Source organism: Pseudomonas sp. BS-2016, from assembly GCF_001806145.1.
In the GTDB taxonomy this organism is placed as follows: Bacteria; Pseudomonadota; Gammaproteobacteria; order Pseudomonadales; family Pseudomonadaceae; genus Aquipseudomonas; species Aquipseudomonas lundensis.
Window position 1 is genome coordinate 132,717 of sequence record NZ_MLCT01000034.1, and the last position, 13,121, is coordinate 145,837.

At 61.2% G+C, this 13,121-nt stretch carries 13 protein-coding genes; 7 read left to right on the top strand and 6 right to left on the bottom strand.

Annotated elements, in window-relative coordinates; all coding sequences use genetic code 11:
* Window positions 1-29: 29 nt before the first annotated feature.
* Window positions 30-1,364: a cell wall metabolism sensor histidine kinase WalK gene (locus tag BKD70_RS18185; RefSeq protein WP_047276022.1), complete on the top strand. Its 1,335-nt coding sequence runs from the start codon at window positions 30-32 to the stop codon at window positions 1,362-1,364.
* Between the two features lie 38 nt (window positions 1,365-1,402).
* Here the strand turns inward: BKD70_RS18185 and BKD70_RS18190 are convergent, their stop codons facing one another.
* The gene (locus tag BKD70_RS18190; protein WP_047276024.1) at window positions 1,403-1,969 is read right to left on the bottom strand and encodes an NAD(P)H nitroreductase; all 567 of its coding nucleotides are present in this window, start codon (window positions 1,967-1,969) and stop codon (window positions 1,403-1,405) included.
* A 119-nt stretch (window positions 1,970-2,088) separates the two neighbouring features.
* On the opposite strand from BKD70_RS18190, the gene BKD70_RS18195 reads away from it, so the two are divergent.
* The 3 genes from BKD70_RS18195 to BKD70_RS18205 all read left to right on the top strand — a co-directional run bounded on the left by BKD70_RS18195 (window position 2,089) and on the right by BKD70_RS18205 (window position 5,276).
* Window positions 2,089-3,543, top strand: a complete 1,455-nt coding sequence (locus tag BKD70_RS18195) for a TrkH family potassium uptake protein (RefSeq protein WP_047276025.1) — start codon at window positions 2,089-2,091, stop codon at window positions 3,541-3,543.
* 12 nt (window positions 3,544-3,555) lie between these two features.
* Entirely contained in the window at window positions 3,556-4,308 is a 753-nt protein-coding gene (locus tag BKD70_RS18200) for an AraC family transcriptional regulator (RefSeq protein ID WP_047276027.1), read from the top strand.
* A 77-nt stretch (window positions 4,309-4,385) separates the two neighbouring features.
* Window positions 4,386-5,276, top strand: a complete 891-nt coding sequence (locus BKD70_RS18205; protein WP_047276028.1) for a DMT family transporter — start codon at window positions 4,386-4,388, stop codon at window positions 5,274-5,276.
* Here the strand turns inward: BKD70_RS18205 and BKD70_RS18210 are convergent.
* Window positions 5,270-5,557: a SelT/SelW/SelH family protein gene (locus BKD70_RS18210; RefSeq protein WP_047276030.1), complete on the bottom strand. Its 288-nt coding sequence runs from the start codon at window positions 5,555-5,557 to the stop codon at window positions 5,270-5,272. The two genes, BKD70_RS18205 and BKD70_RS18210, sit on opposite strands and share 7 nt — an antisense overlap.
* Before the next feature lie 71 nt (window positions 5,558-5,628).
* On the opposite strand from BKD70_RS18210, the gene BKD70_RS18215 reads away from it, so the two are divergent.
* Window positions 5,629-7,812, top strand: coding sequence for a patatin-like phospholipase family protein (locus BKD70_RS18215; protein WP_047276031.1), 2,184 nt, complete (start codon window positions 5,629-5,631; stop codon window positions 7,810-7,812).
* Window positions 7,813-7,870: 58 nt separating this feature from the next.
* Here the strand turns inward: BKD70_RS18215 and BKD70_RS18220 are convergent, their stop codons facing one another.
* Both BKD70_RS18220 and recQ read right to left on the bottom strand, forming a co-directional pair.
* Window positions 7,871-8,305, bottom strand: coding sequence for a MarR family transcriptional regulator (locus tag BKD70_RS18220; RefSeq protein ID WP_047276033.1), 435 nt, complete (start codon window positions 8,303-8,305; stop codon window positions 7,871-7,873).
* A 117-nt stretch (window positions 8,306-8,422) separates the two neighbouring features.
* Window positions 8,423-10,552 carry a DNA helicase RecQ gene (recQ, locus tag BKD70_RS18225; RefSeq protein ID WP_047276035.1) on the bottom strand — a complete coding sequence of 710 codons (2,130 nt, stop codon included), beginning with the start codon at window positions 10,550-10,552 and terminating at the stop codon, window positions 8,423-8,425.
* Between the two features lie 272 nt (window positions 10,553-10,824).
* Between recQ and BKD70_RS18230 the strand changes: the two genes are divergently transcribed.
* Window positions 10,825-11,412, top strand: coding sequence for a YecA family protein (locus BKD70_RS18230; RefSeq protein ID WP_047276037.1), 588 nt, complete (start codon window positions 10,825-10,827; stop codon window positions 11,410-11,412).
* A gap of 7 nt (window positions 11,413-11,419) precedes the next feature.
* Complete coding sequence (locus BKD70_RS18235) at window positions 11,420-11,818, top strand: YbaN family protein (protein ID WP_162841626.1); 399 nt, start codon at window positions 11,420-11,422, stop codon at window positions 11,816-11,818.
* 27 nt (window positions 11,819-11,845) lie between these two features.
* On the opposite strand, the gene BKD70_RS18240 is transcribed toward BKD70_RS18235, so the two are convergent.
* Together BKD70_RS18240 and BKD70_RS25450 are read right to left on the bottom strand one after the other, a co-directional pair.
* On the bottom strand, window positions 11,846-12,448 hold the full coding sequence (locus tag BKD70_RS18240) for a tRNA-uridine aminocarboxypropyltransferase (protein WP_047276041.1): 603 nt from the start codon (window positions 12,446-12,448) through the stop codon (window positions 11,846-11,848).
* A gap of 378 nt (window positions 12,449-12,826) precedes the next feature.
* Window positions 12,827-12,952 (bottom strand): PA1414 family protein, encoded by a 126-nt coding sequence (locus BKD70_RS25450; protein ID WP_256542973.1) that lies wholly within the window; start codon window positions 12,950-12,952, stop codon window positions 12,827-12,829.
* Between the last annotated feature and the right edge of the window lie 169 nt (window positions 12,953-13,121).

The window sequence follows — 13,121 nt, forward strand, 5'->3', positions numbered from 1 at the left end:
TTTCACTCACGTCACGATGAGGACCTACCGTGCGATCACTGTTTTGGCGCATTTTGGCCAGCTTTTGGCTGGCGATAGCCTTGGTCGCCGGGCTGTCACTCTTGCTGGGGCATATGCTCAACCAGGACGCGTGGATTTTGAGCCGTCACCCCGGCATCTCGAATCTGGCCCAGGAATGGACCCAGCGCTATGAAACCCAGGGCGCAGACGCTGCCCAGCAATTTCTTGAGCGGCGCAAGCGCCGCTATCACATTGACGTGCAGGTGCTCAACGAAAGCGGCGACCCCGTGGTGCGCGGCACCTTCCCGCGCCGGGCGGCTGCCTGGGAGGCTCGCCAGCATCCGGGCGAAGACCCGCTGCCATGGCGTCGCCTGACCGTCGAATACACCAGCCCGCAAACGGCCGACACCTACCTGCTGATTTACCGCATCCCGCACCCCGAACTGGACGCCTGGCACCGTCAAAGCCTGATCTGGCCACTGAGTGCGCTGGGCATTGCGCTGGTGGTGCTGACCCTCTTCAGCCTGCTGGTGACCCTGTCCATCACCCGCCCGCTCAGCCGCCTGCGCGTGGCCGTGCATGACTTGGGGCAAACCACCTACCAGCAGAACAGCCTGGCGCGACTGGCTTCGCGGCGCGACGAGTTTGGCGTACTGGCCACCGACTTCAACCGCATGGGCGCGCGCCTGCAAAGTTTGATCAGCAGCCAGCGTCAACTGCTGCGCGACGTGTCCCACGAGCTGCGTTCACCCTTGGCGCGCTTGCGCATCGCATTGGCGCTGGCTGAACGCGCGGGCCCCGAAGAACGCGAAAAGCTATGGCCACGCCTGACCCGTGAATGTGACCGGCTGGAGTCCCTGATCAGTGAAATCCTGACGCTGGCCCGGGTCGACGCCGATCAGGCCAGTGCCGAGCACGTTGACCTCAACCCCTTGCTGCACAACCTGCAAAAAGACGCGGCGCTGAGCGCACCGGAGCAACGGGTTGAGGTGGCGGCCGAGCCGGGGCTGAGCCTGACAGGCTGGCCCACCATGATTGAGCGCGCGGTGGATAACCTGCTGCGTAACGCGCAACGCTTCAATCCGCCCGGCCAGCCGATTGAGTTGAGGGCGTATCGGGAAGGGGAACACATCAACGTGAGCGTGCGCGATCACGGCCCGGGGGTAGCACCCGAGCACCTGGCTCAACTGGGCGAGCCGTTCTTTCGCGCGCCCGGTCAGGCGGCCGCCGGCCATGGCCTTGGACTGGCCATCGCGCGGCGCGCCGCCGAACGGCATGGCGGAAGACTGATGGTGGCCAACCATCCCGAAGGCGGGTTTATCGCCACGCTGGAGTTGCCGCTCATCCCCGACGGCAACCTGTGACGCAGCCCTGCGCCACCCCTCAGCGAGGGGGCTGGCGATCAGTTGGCAGCTGACCACACCTGGACGTACTCGGCCGTATCGACCTTGGGCGCATCGCGCATTTCTTTGAGCGGTGTGCCGAGGTAGAGGAACGCGATAATTTCTTCGCCTGCTTGCAAGCCCAACGCGGCGGTGACCAACGGGGCATGGGACAACTCGCCCGTGCGCCACACAGCGCCAATGCCTTGGGCATAGGCCGCCAGCTCAATGGCGTGCGCCGCGCAGCCAGCGGTAATCAACTGCTCGGTTTTGGGCACTTTGAAGTGATCCTGCAAGCGTGCAATCACCACCACCACCAACGGCGCACGCAGCGGCATGGCACGTGCTTTGTCCAGCGCAGCCTCGGTCACTTCGCCACCCTGGGCCTGCACGGCCTGCGCCAGAACCTCACCCAAACGGTTGCGCGCCTGGCCTTCGATGCTCAAAAACCGATAAGGGCGCAATTGCCCATGATCCGGCGCGCGCAGGGCGGCCGCAAACAGTACGTCACGTTGCTCGGCCGTGGGCGCCGGTTCAACCAGGCGCGGGGCAGAAACACGATTGAGCAAAGCGTCGAGAGCCTCCATTGGCCACCTCCTGAAGAAAATGTGTGGCTATTCTAACGGTATCTCCTCAACGTCTGGCGGTTTACATAGCCAGACCCACAGGTAGAATGGCGCCCCTCTTTCATGCCCGAGCTGACTTCATGGCGTTGCCGACTCTACGCATCATCGGTTTTGTAATCGGCATCTTCCTGATTACGTTGGCAATCAGCATGGCCGTGCCCATGCTCACCCTGGTCATTTATGACCATCTGGGCGATCTGCCGTCCTTTCTGTGGGCCAGCCTGATTACCTTCGTCGCCGGTCTTGCGCTGGTACTGCCGGGCCGTCCCGAGCAAGTGCACCTGCGCCCGCGTGACATGTACCTGCTGACGGTGTCGAGTTGGGTCATCGTGTGCATCTTTGCCGCGCTGCCGTTTTTGCTCACCCAGCACATCAGTTACACCGACTCGTTCTTCGAAAGCATGTCCGGCATCACCGCCACCGGCTCCACCGTCCTGAGCGGCCTGGACACCATGTCCCCCGGCATTCTGATGTGGCGTTCCATGCTGCACTGGCTCGGCGGCATCGGGTTTATCGGCATGGCGGTAGCGATCTTGCCGTTGCTGCGCATCGGTGGCATGCGCCTGTTCCAGACCGAATCCTCGGACCGCTCCGAAAAAGTCATGCCGCGTTCCCACATGGTGGCGCGCCTGATTGTGGCGACCTACGTCGGCATTACGATCATCGGCAGCCTCGCATTCTGGTGGGCCGGGATGAGCGTGTTCGATGCGATCAACCATGCCATGTCCGCCATTTCCACCGGCGGGTTCTCGACCTCCGATCAGTCGCTGGCCAAATGGTCGCAACCGGCGGTGCACTGGGTGGCCATCGGCGTCATGATCATGGGCAGCCTGCCGTTTACGCTCTATGTCGCCACACTGCGCGGTCACCGCAAGGCATTGATCAAGGACCAGCAAGTGCAAGGCCTGCTCGGCCTGTTGGTGGTGACTTGGCTGGTGCTCAGTGCGTGGCTGTGGTGGACCACCCACATGCCGTGGTGGGACGCGTTCCGTCACGTGGCGCTGAACGTGACGTCAGTGGTCACGACCACCGGTTTTGCGCTGGGCGACTACAGCCTGTGGGGCAATTTCTCCCTGATGCTGTTTTTCTATCTGGGCTTCATCGGCGGCTGTTCAGGCTCGACAGCGGGCGGCATCAAGATTTTCCGCTTTCAGGTTGCGTACATCCTGCTCAAGGCCAACCTTAATCAGTTGATTCACCCGCGCGCCGTCATCAAACAGAAATACAACGGCCATCGGCTCGACGAAGAAATCGTGCGCTCGATTCTGACGTTTTCGTTCTTTTTTGCCATCACCATCTGCGTGATTGCACTGGCGCTGTCGCTGCTGGGGCTGGACTGGATGACCGCCTTGACCGGCGCAGCCAGCACGGTGTCCGGCGTGGGGCCGGGGCTGGGCGAAACCATTGGCCCGTCCGGCAACTTCGCCAGCCTGCCCGATGCGGCCAAGTGGATCTTGTCGCTGGGCATGCTGCTGGGGCGACTGGAGATCATTACCGTGTTCGTGTTGTGCATCCCGGCCTTCTGGCGGCACTGATCAGAGGTCGGCATGGGGCACATTCTTTCGCTGCGCCACTACCGTGAAGACGTGATTGCTCACGTCCACGACCATGCGCAAGTGGTGATCAATGTGTCCGGCGCCCTCGATGTTGAAATCGAGGGCCGCGCCAGCCTGTTACGCCAGCAGCACGTCATGGTGATCCCTGCCGGTGCTCACCATGCGTGCGACAGCGCACAAGGCAGTCGCTGCCTGGTGCTGGATGTGCCTGATGAGCAATGGCTGAAAGACACGCTGGGCAGCCACGCCGAGGCCAGCCGACGGCTGCTGGGCACCGCGGGCCAACACACCCTCGACCCGCGCCAGGAGCAATTGGTGCAGTGGCTCGCCGCCAGCCCGGTCGCGGACCCGTTGATCGCCCGGCAAGGGGCGATCCTGTTGCTCGCCAGTTTGAACACGCCCGCGCAGAGCCCCCGTGCACACCTGCCTTTTGCCAGGCTTGATGCCTACATCGACCAGCATGCGGCTTACCCGTTACAAGTGGCGGATCTGGCGCAGGTGGCAGATTTGTCCTGCGCCCGCTTGCACAGTCGCTTTATCAGCGAATGCGGGCAAACGCCCATGGAATATGTACGCCAGCGCCGTCTGCGCCAAGCGTTGTACCTGTTGCGCCAGACCTCGCTGGCAGTGGGTGACGTGGCCAGCCGCGTCGGTTACGGTTCACAAAGCGCCTTTGCGGCTGCCATGTTGCGCGAGTTCGGCGCGTCCCCCAGCGCATTGCGCCGCGAGCCTGACGACAATTGATCGCCGTTTGGCGACAGACAACGGCTCGCCCGACGCTCTAGACTGCACGCCATGCCTCATACCACTCAAGGACTGTGATGACTCCGCGTACTGCCCTGGGCGCCTTGCATATCGGCGCGTTGATGTTTGGCCTGACCGGCGTATTCGGCAAACTCGCGGCGGCTTCGGCCGCTGTGATTGTGCTGGGACGCGCCGGCTTTGCAGTCATCGCCCTCGCCGGCTTTGCCGCCCTGTCCAGACGTACGCGCTGGTATTCGCTGACGCTCAAAGACGCCCGCAGCCTGCTGATCAGCGGAGGGCTACTGGCGGCACACTGGGTGAGTTTTTTTGTCGCGGTCAAAGTGGCCGGGGTTGCCATTGCCACGCTGGGCTTTGCCAGTTTTCCGGCCTTTACCGTGTTGCTCGAAGGGTTGATTTTTCGCGAGCGCATTCGCTTCAACGAAGGGGTGCTGGTGATGTTGGTCAGCGTCGGGCTAGTTCTGGTCACCCCCAGTTTTGACCTGGCCAGTCAGGCCACAGAAGGCCTGTTGTGGGCCATCGCCTCCGGCCTGACGTTTTCATTGTTGTCCCTCAACAACCGCGCCAATGCCGGTCGCGTCCCCGCCGTGCAAGCGGCCATGTGGCAAAACGCTGTGGTTGCCCTGTGCCTGCTGCCGTTTGCCGCCCCGCAACTGAGCAGCGTTCGCCCGCTCGACTGGCTGTGGATCGGGCTGCTCGGCGTGCTGTGCACCGGCGTCGCCCACAGCCTGTTCGTGGCCAGCCTCGCGGTGATCAAGGCCCGCACAGCCGCGGTGGTGTTCGCGTTAGAGCCGGTGTATGGCATCACGCTGGCGTGGCTGTTGTTCCACGAAACCCCGACCCTGCGCATGTTGCTGGGCGGTGCGCTGATCATCATCGCGATTGTGGTGTCCAGCCGCCTGGCCAGCAGCCCTGCCCCGGCCACGGTAAAACTCGACGCCGCTCACTGAACCCGGTCGTTGTGCCCCAGGTCGCGTTGCGGGTCAATCTGGTCCCGCACCCGCTGCTTGAGCACCTTGGCCTCCGGGAAGCCCCCGTCGGCTTTGCGCTCCCAGATCTGCACGCCGTCACAGGTGATGCGAAATACCCCACCCGTGCCGGGTTCCAGCGCCACACGCCCCAGATCGTCTGCAAAGGTGCTGAGCAGCTCCTGGGCCAGCCACGCGGCGCGCAGCAGCCATTGGCATTGGGTGCAATAGGTGATGACAATGTACGGCTTGTTGACTGACATGATTTCGAAAGCTCGTGGAAAGAAAGGCGCCGCTATAATAGCCGCCTTTGTCGCTTGCCCAGAGATTCACGATGCGCCGCCTGCTCTGTTGTTTACTGCTTTGCCTGTGCCCACTGATGCTGTTTGCCGCCGAAAAAACGCAGCCGAAAATCGGGCTCGTGCTCTCGGGCGGCGCCGCACGCGGCCTGGCCCACGTCGGCGTGCTCAAGGCGCTGGAGGAGCAAGGTATCCACATTGATGCCATCGCCGGCACCAGCATGGGCGCTGTGATCGGCGGGCTCTATGCCTCGGGTTACAAGATTGAAGAGCTGGAAAAGCTCGCCCTGGGCATCGACTGGCAAGAGGCCCTGTCCGATGCACCGGCGCGCGAGGACGTGCCATTCCGGCGCAAACAGGATGACCGCGACTTTCTGGTCAAGCAAAAACTGAGTTTCCGTGACGATGGCAGCCTGGGCCTGCCGCTCGGTGTGATTCAGGGGCAAAACCTGTCATTGCTGCTTGAAAGCCTGCTGGCACATAGCAGTGATGTGCGCGATTTCGACAAGCTGCCGATCCCGTTTCGCGCCGTCGCCACTGACATCGTCAACGGCGAGAAAGTGGTATTTCGCAAAGGCCATCTTCCGCAAGTGATCCGCGCCAGCATGTCGATCCCGGCCGTGTTCGCCCCGGTCGAGATCAACGGGCAACTGCTGGTGGACGGAGGCATGGTCGACAACATCCCGGTGGATGTCGCCCGCGAAATGGGGGTTGACCTTGTGATCGTGGTCGACATCGGCACGCCATTGCGCGGCCGCAAGCAACTGAACACGGTATTCGACATCCTCAATCAATCCATCACGCTGATGACCCGCAGCAACTCCGAAGTGCAACTGGCCTCCTTGACCCCGAACGACATCCTGATCCAGCCCGCGCTGGCCAGTTATGGCGTGACGGACTTTGGCCGCTCGCAGGAAATCATCGACGCCGGCTACCGCGCCACCCAGGTTCTGGCCAACCGCATGAGCGGTTTGCGCCAACCTTCCGATGCCCAGCTCAATGCGGCGCGTGCCCCTGAAGAGCGCACCCCGGTCATCACCGCCATCAAGATCGAAAACGATTCGAAAATTGGCGACTCGGTGATTCGCTACTACATCCGCCAACCTGTGGGTGAGCCGCTGGATCTGGGCCGTTTGCAACGGGACATGGGCACGTTGTACGGGCTGGATTACTTCGAACAAGTGCAGTACCGCGTGGTGCACAAGGGCAAAGAGCGAACCCTGGTCATCAGCGCACGCGGCAAACGCAGCGGCACTGACTACCTGCGGTTGGGGCTTAACCTGTCCGACGACATGCGCGGCGACAGCGCCTTCAACATCGGCGCCAGTTACCGGGTAAACGGCATCAACACCTTGGGCGCCGAATGGCTGACCCGGGTGCAAATCGGCGATCAGCAAGAGCTCTACAGCGAGTTCTACCAACCGCTGGACGCCGGCTCGCGGTACTTTGTCGCCCCCTACCTGCATGCACAGTCACAGAACGTCGAAGCCATTCTGGACAACGACCCGATCGCCGAATACCGACTGGAGCGCTACGGTTTTGGCCTGAATTTGGGACGTCAAATCGGCAACAGCGGTGAGATCCGTCTGGGCGTTGGTGAGGCGTGGGGTAAAGCGGACGTAAGAATTGGCGAACGCGACCTGCCGAGCACCAGCTTCAACGAAGGCTTCTATGACATTAAGTACTCATTTGACTCCCTGGATAACGTGTACTTCCCCCATGAAGGCGAAGACATTGGCCTGAGCGTGCGTCAGTTCGACCCGGCGCTGGGCTCGGACGATCGTTACCGCCAGTGGGAATTCCATCTGGACAAAGCGCTGAGTGCCGGGCCCAACACCTGGATTCTGGGTGGCCGCTACGGCCGCACGCTGGACAAGGCTGAAGTGGTGACTTCCAGCTTCCTGCTGGGCGGCGCACGGCAACTGTCAGGGTTTCGTCAGGACGCCCTCTCGGGGCAAAACATCAGCCTGATGCGCGCCGTGTACTACCGCCGGCTGACGCCGCGCTCGTACTTGCCGTTTGATTTCCCGTTGTACGCGGGGGCCTCGCTGGAGCGCGGGCGCGCCTGGAACAACGACAATGAATTCGACAGCGGTTACATCAATGCAGCCAGCGTTTTTATCGGGTTCGACACACCGCTCGGCCCGCTCAACTTCAGCTATGGCTTTAACGATGATGATCAGAAGGCGCTGTATCTGAATCTGGGGCAGACGTTCTAAGGTCTGTATTGCGGGGGCTGGCGCAGACGGTGCCAGCCCCCGCAGGGAAGGCAGCTACTCAGTTTTTCTCGAGGTTGTCGAGGATGCGCTTATGCACCCGCATGCAGATGCGTTGTTCTTCTTCGGTAATGCCGACGAACAACTCCTGGCGCAGGGCCGAAGCAATGGCCTCAATCTGGCCGATCAACGGCCGTGCGGTTTCACTCAAAACGATTTTTTTCGCCCGCCGGTCTTCCATCACCGCATGGCGCTGCACCAGGCCTTGGGCTTCAAGACTGTCAAGCAAACGCGCCAGTGTTGGCCCTTCGACGCCAACGCTTTGCGCCAATTCACGCTGAGTGGGCGCTCCTTCAAAACGGGCCAGGTGCAACAGCACCAGCCAGCGCGCCTGCGACAACCCCAGACCCGCGAGGCGCCGATCCAATTCGGCACGCCAACCGCGAGACATTTGGGCCAGTTGCATACCGAAACGGTGTTGATCGGTTAAAGGCATAAAAAACTCAATGATTAGACTGAAATAGAGTGAAACTAATTGTTAGCCAGCTAAGCATGGAGCTTGTCAATAGGCAAGACCCTGAAGTCACTGAAACGTTACCTATCGCAATTTGATTTAAATTTCAAACTCCGATTGCAAGGCAGCGCGCACGCAATACAGCACACCTTCCGGCACGCGGCCTTTGAATTGCTCAGCGATGCTGGCCACGCTCGGCAGCTCACCTTCACCGTCGAGGAACGCGTCCTGGACTTCTTCCATGAGCGCTTCTGGCAGGTCCAGCGCCTGCTCAAGCGAGAGTTCCTGACGGCCAATGGCTTCGGCCAGCATTGTGTAAACATTCTTTTCAGAACACTGCAACTGACCGGCGATCTGCATCGGCGTCATGCCTGCGCGCGCCAGACTAATCAGCTCGTGGCGAATATCGGCCACCACTTTCGGCGTTTCGGCCTGACCGCCCAGCACCTCAAGGAACGCCTCGCCGTAACGCTCCAGCTTACGCGCACCAATGCCGCTGACCTTGGCCATGTCGGACAACGAGGTGGGCTGGCTGCGCAGCATTTCCAGCAAGGTTGAGTCGGGGAAGATGACGTAAGGCGGCACGCCGTGTTCTTCGGCCAGCTTGCGGCGCAAGGCCCGCAGTGCTTCCCATTGTTCGCGCTCTTCGCCACGCACCAGCTGGCTGGCCGGGCTGGCAGAACTGCTGCGCACCGTGGTTTGCGGCTTGAGTTCGCGGCGCAGTTCAAGGGTCACTTCCCCGCGCAGCAACGGCCGGCAGCTGTCGCTCAGGCGCAACCCGCCGTAGCCCTCGATATCAATGTCAGCCAGACCACGGGCCACCAGCTGTCGGAACAAGGTGCGCCACTCGCCTTCAGAGCGATCTTTGCCGACGCCGAATACCGACAAATGCTGATGGCCGAAACTGCGAACCTTTTCATTGTCACGACCCAGCAACACGTCGATCAAATGACCGGTGCCGTAACGCTGCCCCGTGCGATAGATCGCTGACAACGCCTGCCGCGCCGGTTCGGTGGCGTCCCAGGTTTGCACGCCATCGACACAGTTGTCGCAATGCCCGCAAGGTTGCGGCATGTCTTCATCGAAGTAAGCCAGCAGGGTCTGACGGCGGCAGCGGGTTTCTTCACACAGGGCGAGCATGGCATCGAGCTTGTGATGCTCAAGACGCTTGTGGCGCTCGTCGCCCTCGGAGTTTTGCAGCATTTGCTTGAGCATCACCACGTCTTGCAGGCCATAAGCCATCCATGCATCGGCCGGCAAACCGTCACGACCGGCGCGGCCGGTTTCCTGGTAATACGCCTCAAGGGACTTGGGTAAATCCAGGTGCGCGACAAAACGTACGTTGGATTTGTCGATGCCCATGCCGAACGCGATGGTCGCCACCATGATCAGCCCTTCCTCGTTCAGAAAGCGCTTCTGGTTCGATGCACGGGTTTCGCTGGGCAATCCGGCGTGATAAGGCAGTGCCGGGAAGCCCTGATCACAGAGAAACTGAGCGACTTCATCCACTTTTTTGCGCGACAGGCAATACACAATGCCCGCATCACTGCGCCGCTCGGAGAGAAATGCCAGCAACTGCTTGCGCGGCTGCTCTTTGGGCACGATGCGGTAAAAGATGTTCGGGCGGTCAAAACTCGACAGAAACCGCTCGGCGTTTTGCAGGTGCAGGCGGGTGACGATTTCTTCACGGGTACGCTTGTCGGCGGTGGCGGTCAGGGCGATGCGCGGCACCTGGGGAAACATCTCGGCCAACTGGCCCAATTGCAGGTATTCCGGGCGGAAGTCATGGCCCCACTGGGACACGCAATGGGCTTCGTCGATGGCGAACAGCGCGATATCAAGGCTCTGCAAAAACGCCATCATGCGCGGCTGCACCAGGCGTTCGGGCGCCAGGTAGAGCATTTTCACTTCGCCACGCTTGATGCGGTTGGCCAAGTCACGCTGCTGCTCGGCGCTCAGCGTCGAGTTCAGTGACGCGGCTGCCACACCGAGTTCTTCAAGGGTGGCAACCTGATCGTCCATCAGGGCGATCAAGGGTGACACCACCACCGCCAAACCATCACGCAACAAGGCCGGGACCTGGAAGCACAAGGATTTGCCGCCGCCGGTGGGCATCAGCACCAACGCGTCGCCGCCACTGGCCACGCGCTCAATGATGTCACCCTGACGGCCACGGAAACTGTCGTAGCCGAAGATGTCTTTGAGTACGCGTTGAGCCTGTTCGAGCATAGAAACTCCAGAAATCGCTGAAACACCCCTGCGCACGCGGGGCGTCCGGCGCGGCCTCGGGCCTGTTCAAGGGCCCGGGCACACAGCGCGGGACGCACTGCATCCAGCGCAGGGCATCACAAAACGCGGCAGTATACCCGAGCGCTCTACTGCGCAGGGCCTTGTGATTGCATGACCGATCACCGGGAAGTGATGGCAAATGCGCCCTGCGGCTGGCCTGCGGGCTCAAGAAAGCCTAGAATTCGGCATCGTATATTTTCTAGGTAGTCCTAATGTCCTTCGCTGAGCAACTAACCCGCCTGCAAGTCTTCCTCGACGCTGACGATCTGCATGACGAGGCGCTGGACTACGTGGCCACCCACGGCTTTCTGACCGCCCTCTCCATTTGCGCCGAGGAAGTCCCGCAGCGCGAGTGGATCGACGCCGTTTTCTCCGAGTCGCCGCAGTACAAAGACGATGCCCAGCGCGAAGAAATCGAAACCACACTGGTTCTGCTCAAGGCTCACATCGCCCGCCAACTGGCGTCGGACGAAGAGTTCGAGCTGCCCTGCGACCTTGACCTGGGCGATGATCCGGACGATTCCGAGCTGCGCGGCTGGTGCATCGGCTTCATGGAAGGCGTCTTCATGCGTGAAGAAGCCTGGTTTGAAACCGCTGAAGATGAAGTCAGCGAAATGCTGCTGCCGATCATGGTGGGTTCGGGCCTGTTCGACGAGCAACCGGAGTTCGAAGACATCGCCAAGGACGCTAACCTGATGGACGACATGATCGTTCAGATCCCCGAAGCGCTGACCGCCCTGTACCTGTTGTGCCAGGCACCTGACGAAAAACCGGCGATTCTCAAGCCTCGCCATCACTGAGAGATCAGTGACTAACCCCTTACCCGGCAACCGGCCCCGGTTGCTGCGCTACACACTGTTCGCCATCGGCTGGCTGAGTGTAGCGCTGGGGGTTATCGGTATTTTCCTCCCCGTTTTACCCACCACGCCGTTTCTGCTATTGGCCGCCGCCTGTTTCGCCCGCAGCTCCCCGCGCTTTTATCAGTGGCTGGTGGATCATCCGCGACTGGGCCCGTGGATACGCGATTACCTGGACGGCAACGGTATCCCGCTCAAAGGCAAAGTCTATGCCATCGGTTTGATGTGGTTGAGCATTGGCGTGTCGTGCTACCTGGTGCCGCTCCCTTGGGCGCGCGGCTTCATGCTGCTCAGCGCCGTGCTGGTCAGCCTTTATATCCTGCGGCAAAAAACCCTCGAAAAGCCCTGACACGCCCTCGCCCTCGACCGCACCTGATTAAGTCTGCCCATGGTTACGCTGGAAGGTGTCGTGGCCCATGGCGGCAATCTGCCCCTCGATCAAGGCTTCAAACGGGCGCAGCAGGGGTGTGAAAGAGTGGGGAGCTTCAAGAATGTCCAGGGTTTGCACAATGGCTTCCAGCGTGGACAGCGCCCCTGGCCCCGGTGCCTTGCGCAAGCGATACCGCGACACAGCCCCTGGCGCCAGCGTCACCCGCGGCAGTTGCGCCAACAGCGGGTTGAGGTGCAGCAGCTTGCGCGCTTTGCGCCACGTGCCGTCCGGCACCACCAGTAACCACGGCTGACTGTCCTCTGAAGACGATGGCGTTTCGATCAACTGCGCATCGTCCCCCGGGAATAACAGCCGCGCCTGATAACCCGGCGGGTTGAGCAGCACGTCCAGATCGTCAAATGTTTCACCGACCCGCAGCTCGGCGTTTTTCAGCCCCAGCGCGGCCAGGCGTGCCGTGTTGAGGGCATGGTTGACTTCGCTCGGGTGCTGCAACAGCAAGACCCGAGTGCGGCTGTCCAGCTGTGGGATCAGTTCGCACAGACAGTGGGATTGGGGGCGCAAGCAACGAGGGCATTGGGCTCGGGACATGGGGCAAAAACTCTTCAGGATGGATAGCGCTGTGCATTCAGCAGATCGTGGATCGGGTGAATCGCGGGCGCCGTTACTCGGCGCTTTTTACAGGAAACAGGCCAGCGGTGCATGCGCCATCAGCCACATGAGCCTGGGTTTTATTACAGCGCGGGTGTTTATTACAAGGAGGGCCTGCATGCCAATACGCCGATCGGCTACGGCCTGGTCGTTATCGGGGTGGAATTCGTACGGGTCAGCCTACGGTCGCCCTGCCCCCGGTATCCGAAGCAAGGTGACGAATGTGTTTGGCTCAATACCAACGGCAGCGGGTGCGACAACGGAGGTCGCTCCCGTTTTTCAAGACAGCCAACCCCTGCGTCGAGCGCAGGCGTGAGCTTAGCGGCGGCGTTGCGGGCGGCGACGCGGTTCGTCGACAGGAATCGGCACCGGTTGCAGCGGCGGCTCAATCAGGCCGAGCGCTACGCCCACGTCATGGAGCCAGCTTTGCAGTTTGTCTTTCATAGATCCCCCTTGGGGTGACAACGGCGACCTTCAATCTTTGGTCGCTTCGTACAGATAATAGTCCTAAGTCCTACGCAATGCTTGCCCGAAGTCAATGAACTTTAGGCTAATCTCGCCCCACTCTGACTCATGCAGGGGCAGCAAGTTGCACTGAAGGCATTACGCCATG

What these genes read in the sequence shown, in the direction of transcription:
- BKD70_RS18190 (WP_047276024.1), bottom strand. Translation starts at nt 1,969, where the DNA reads ATGGAGGCTCTCGACGCTTTGCTCAATCGTGTTTCTGCCCCGCGCCTG.
- BKD70_RS18195 (WP_047276025.1), top strand. Translation starts at nt 2,089, where the DNA reads ATGGCGTTGCCGACTCTACGCATCATCGGTTTTGTAATCGGCATCTTC.
- BKD70_RS18200 (WP_047276027.1), top strand. Translation starts at nt 3,556, where the DNA reads ATGGGGCACATTCTTTCGCTGCGCCACTACCGTGAAGACGTGATTGCT.
- BKD70_RS18205 (WP_047276028.1), top strand. Translation starts at nt 4,386, where the DNA reads ATGACTCCGCGTACTGCCCTGGGCGCCTTGCATATCGGCGCGTTGATG.
- BKD70_RS18210 (WP_047276030.1), bottom strand. Translation starts at nt 5,557, where the DNA reads ATGTCAGTCAACAAGCCGTACATTGTCATCACCTATTGCACCCAATGC.
- BKD70_RS18215 (WP_047276031.1), top strand. Translation starts at nt 5,629, where the DNA reads ATGCGCCGCCTGCTCTGTTGTTTACTGCTTTGCCTGTGCCCACTGATG.
- BKD70_RS18220 (WP_047276033.1), bottom strand. Translation starts at nt 8,305, where the DNA reads ATGCCTTTAACCGATCAACACCGTTTCGGTATGCAACTGGCCCAAATG.
- recQ (WP_047276035.1), bottom strand. Translation starts at nt 10,552, where the DNA reads ATGCTCGAACAGGCTCAACGCGTACTCAAAGACATCTTCGGCTACGAC.
- BKD70_RS18230 (WP_047276037.1), top strand. Translation starts at nt 10,825, where the DNA reads ATGTCCTTCGCTGAGCAACTAACCCGCCTGCAAGTCTTCCTCGACGCT.
- BKD70_RS18240 (WP_047276041.1), bottom strand. Translation starts at nt 12,448, where the DNA reads ATGTCCCGAGCCCAATGCCCTCGTTGCTTGCGCCCCCAATCCCACTGT.
- BKD70_RS25450 (WP_256542973.1), bottom strand. Translation starts at nt 12,952, where the DNA reads ATGAAAGACAAACTGCAAAGCTGGCTCCATGACGTGGGCGTAGCGCTC.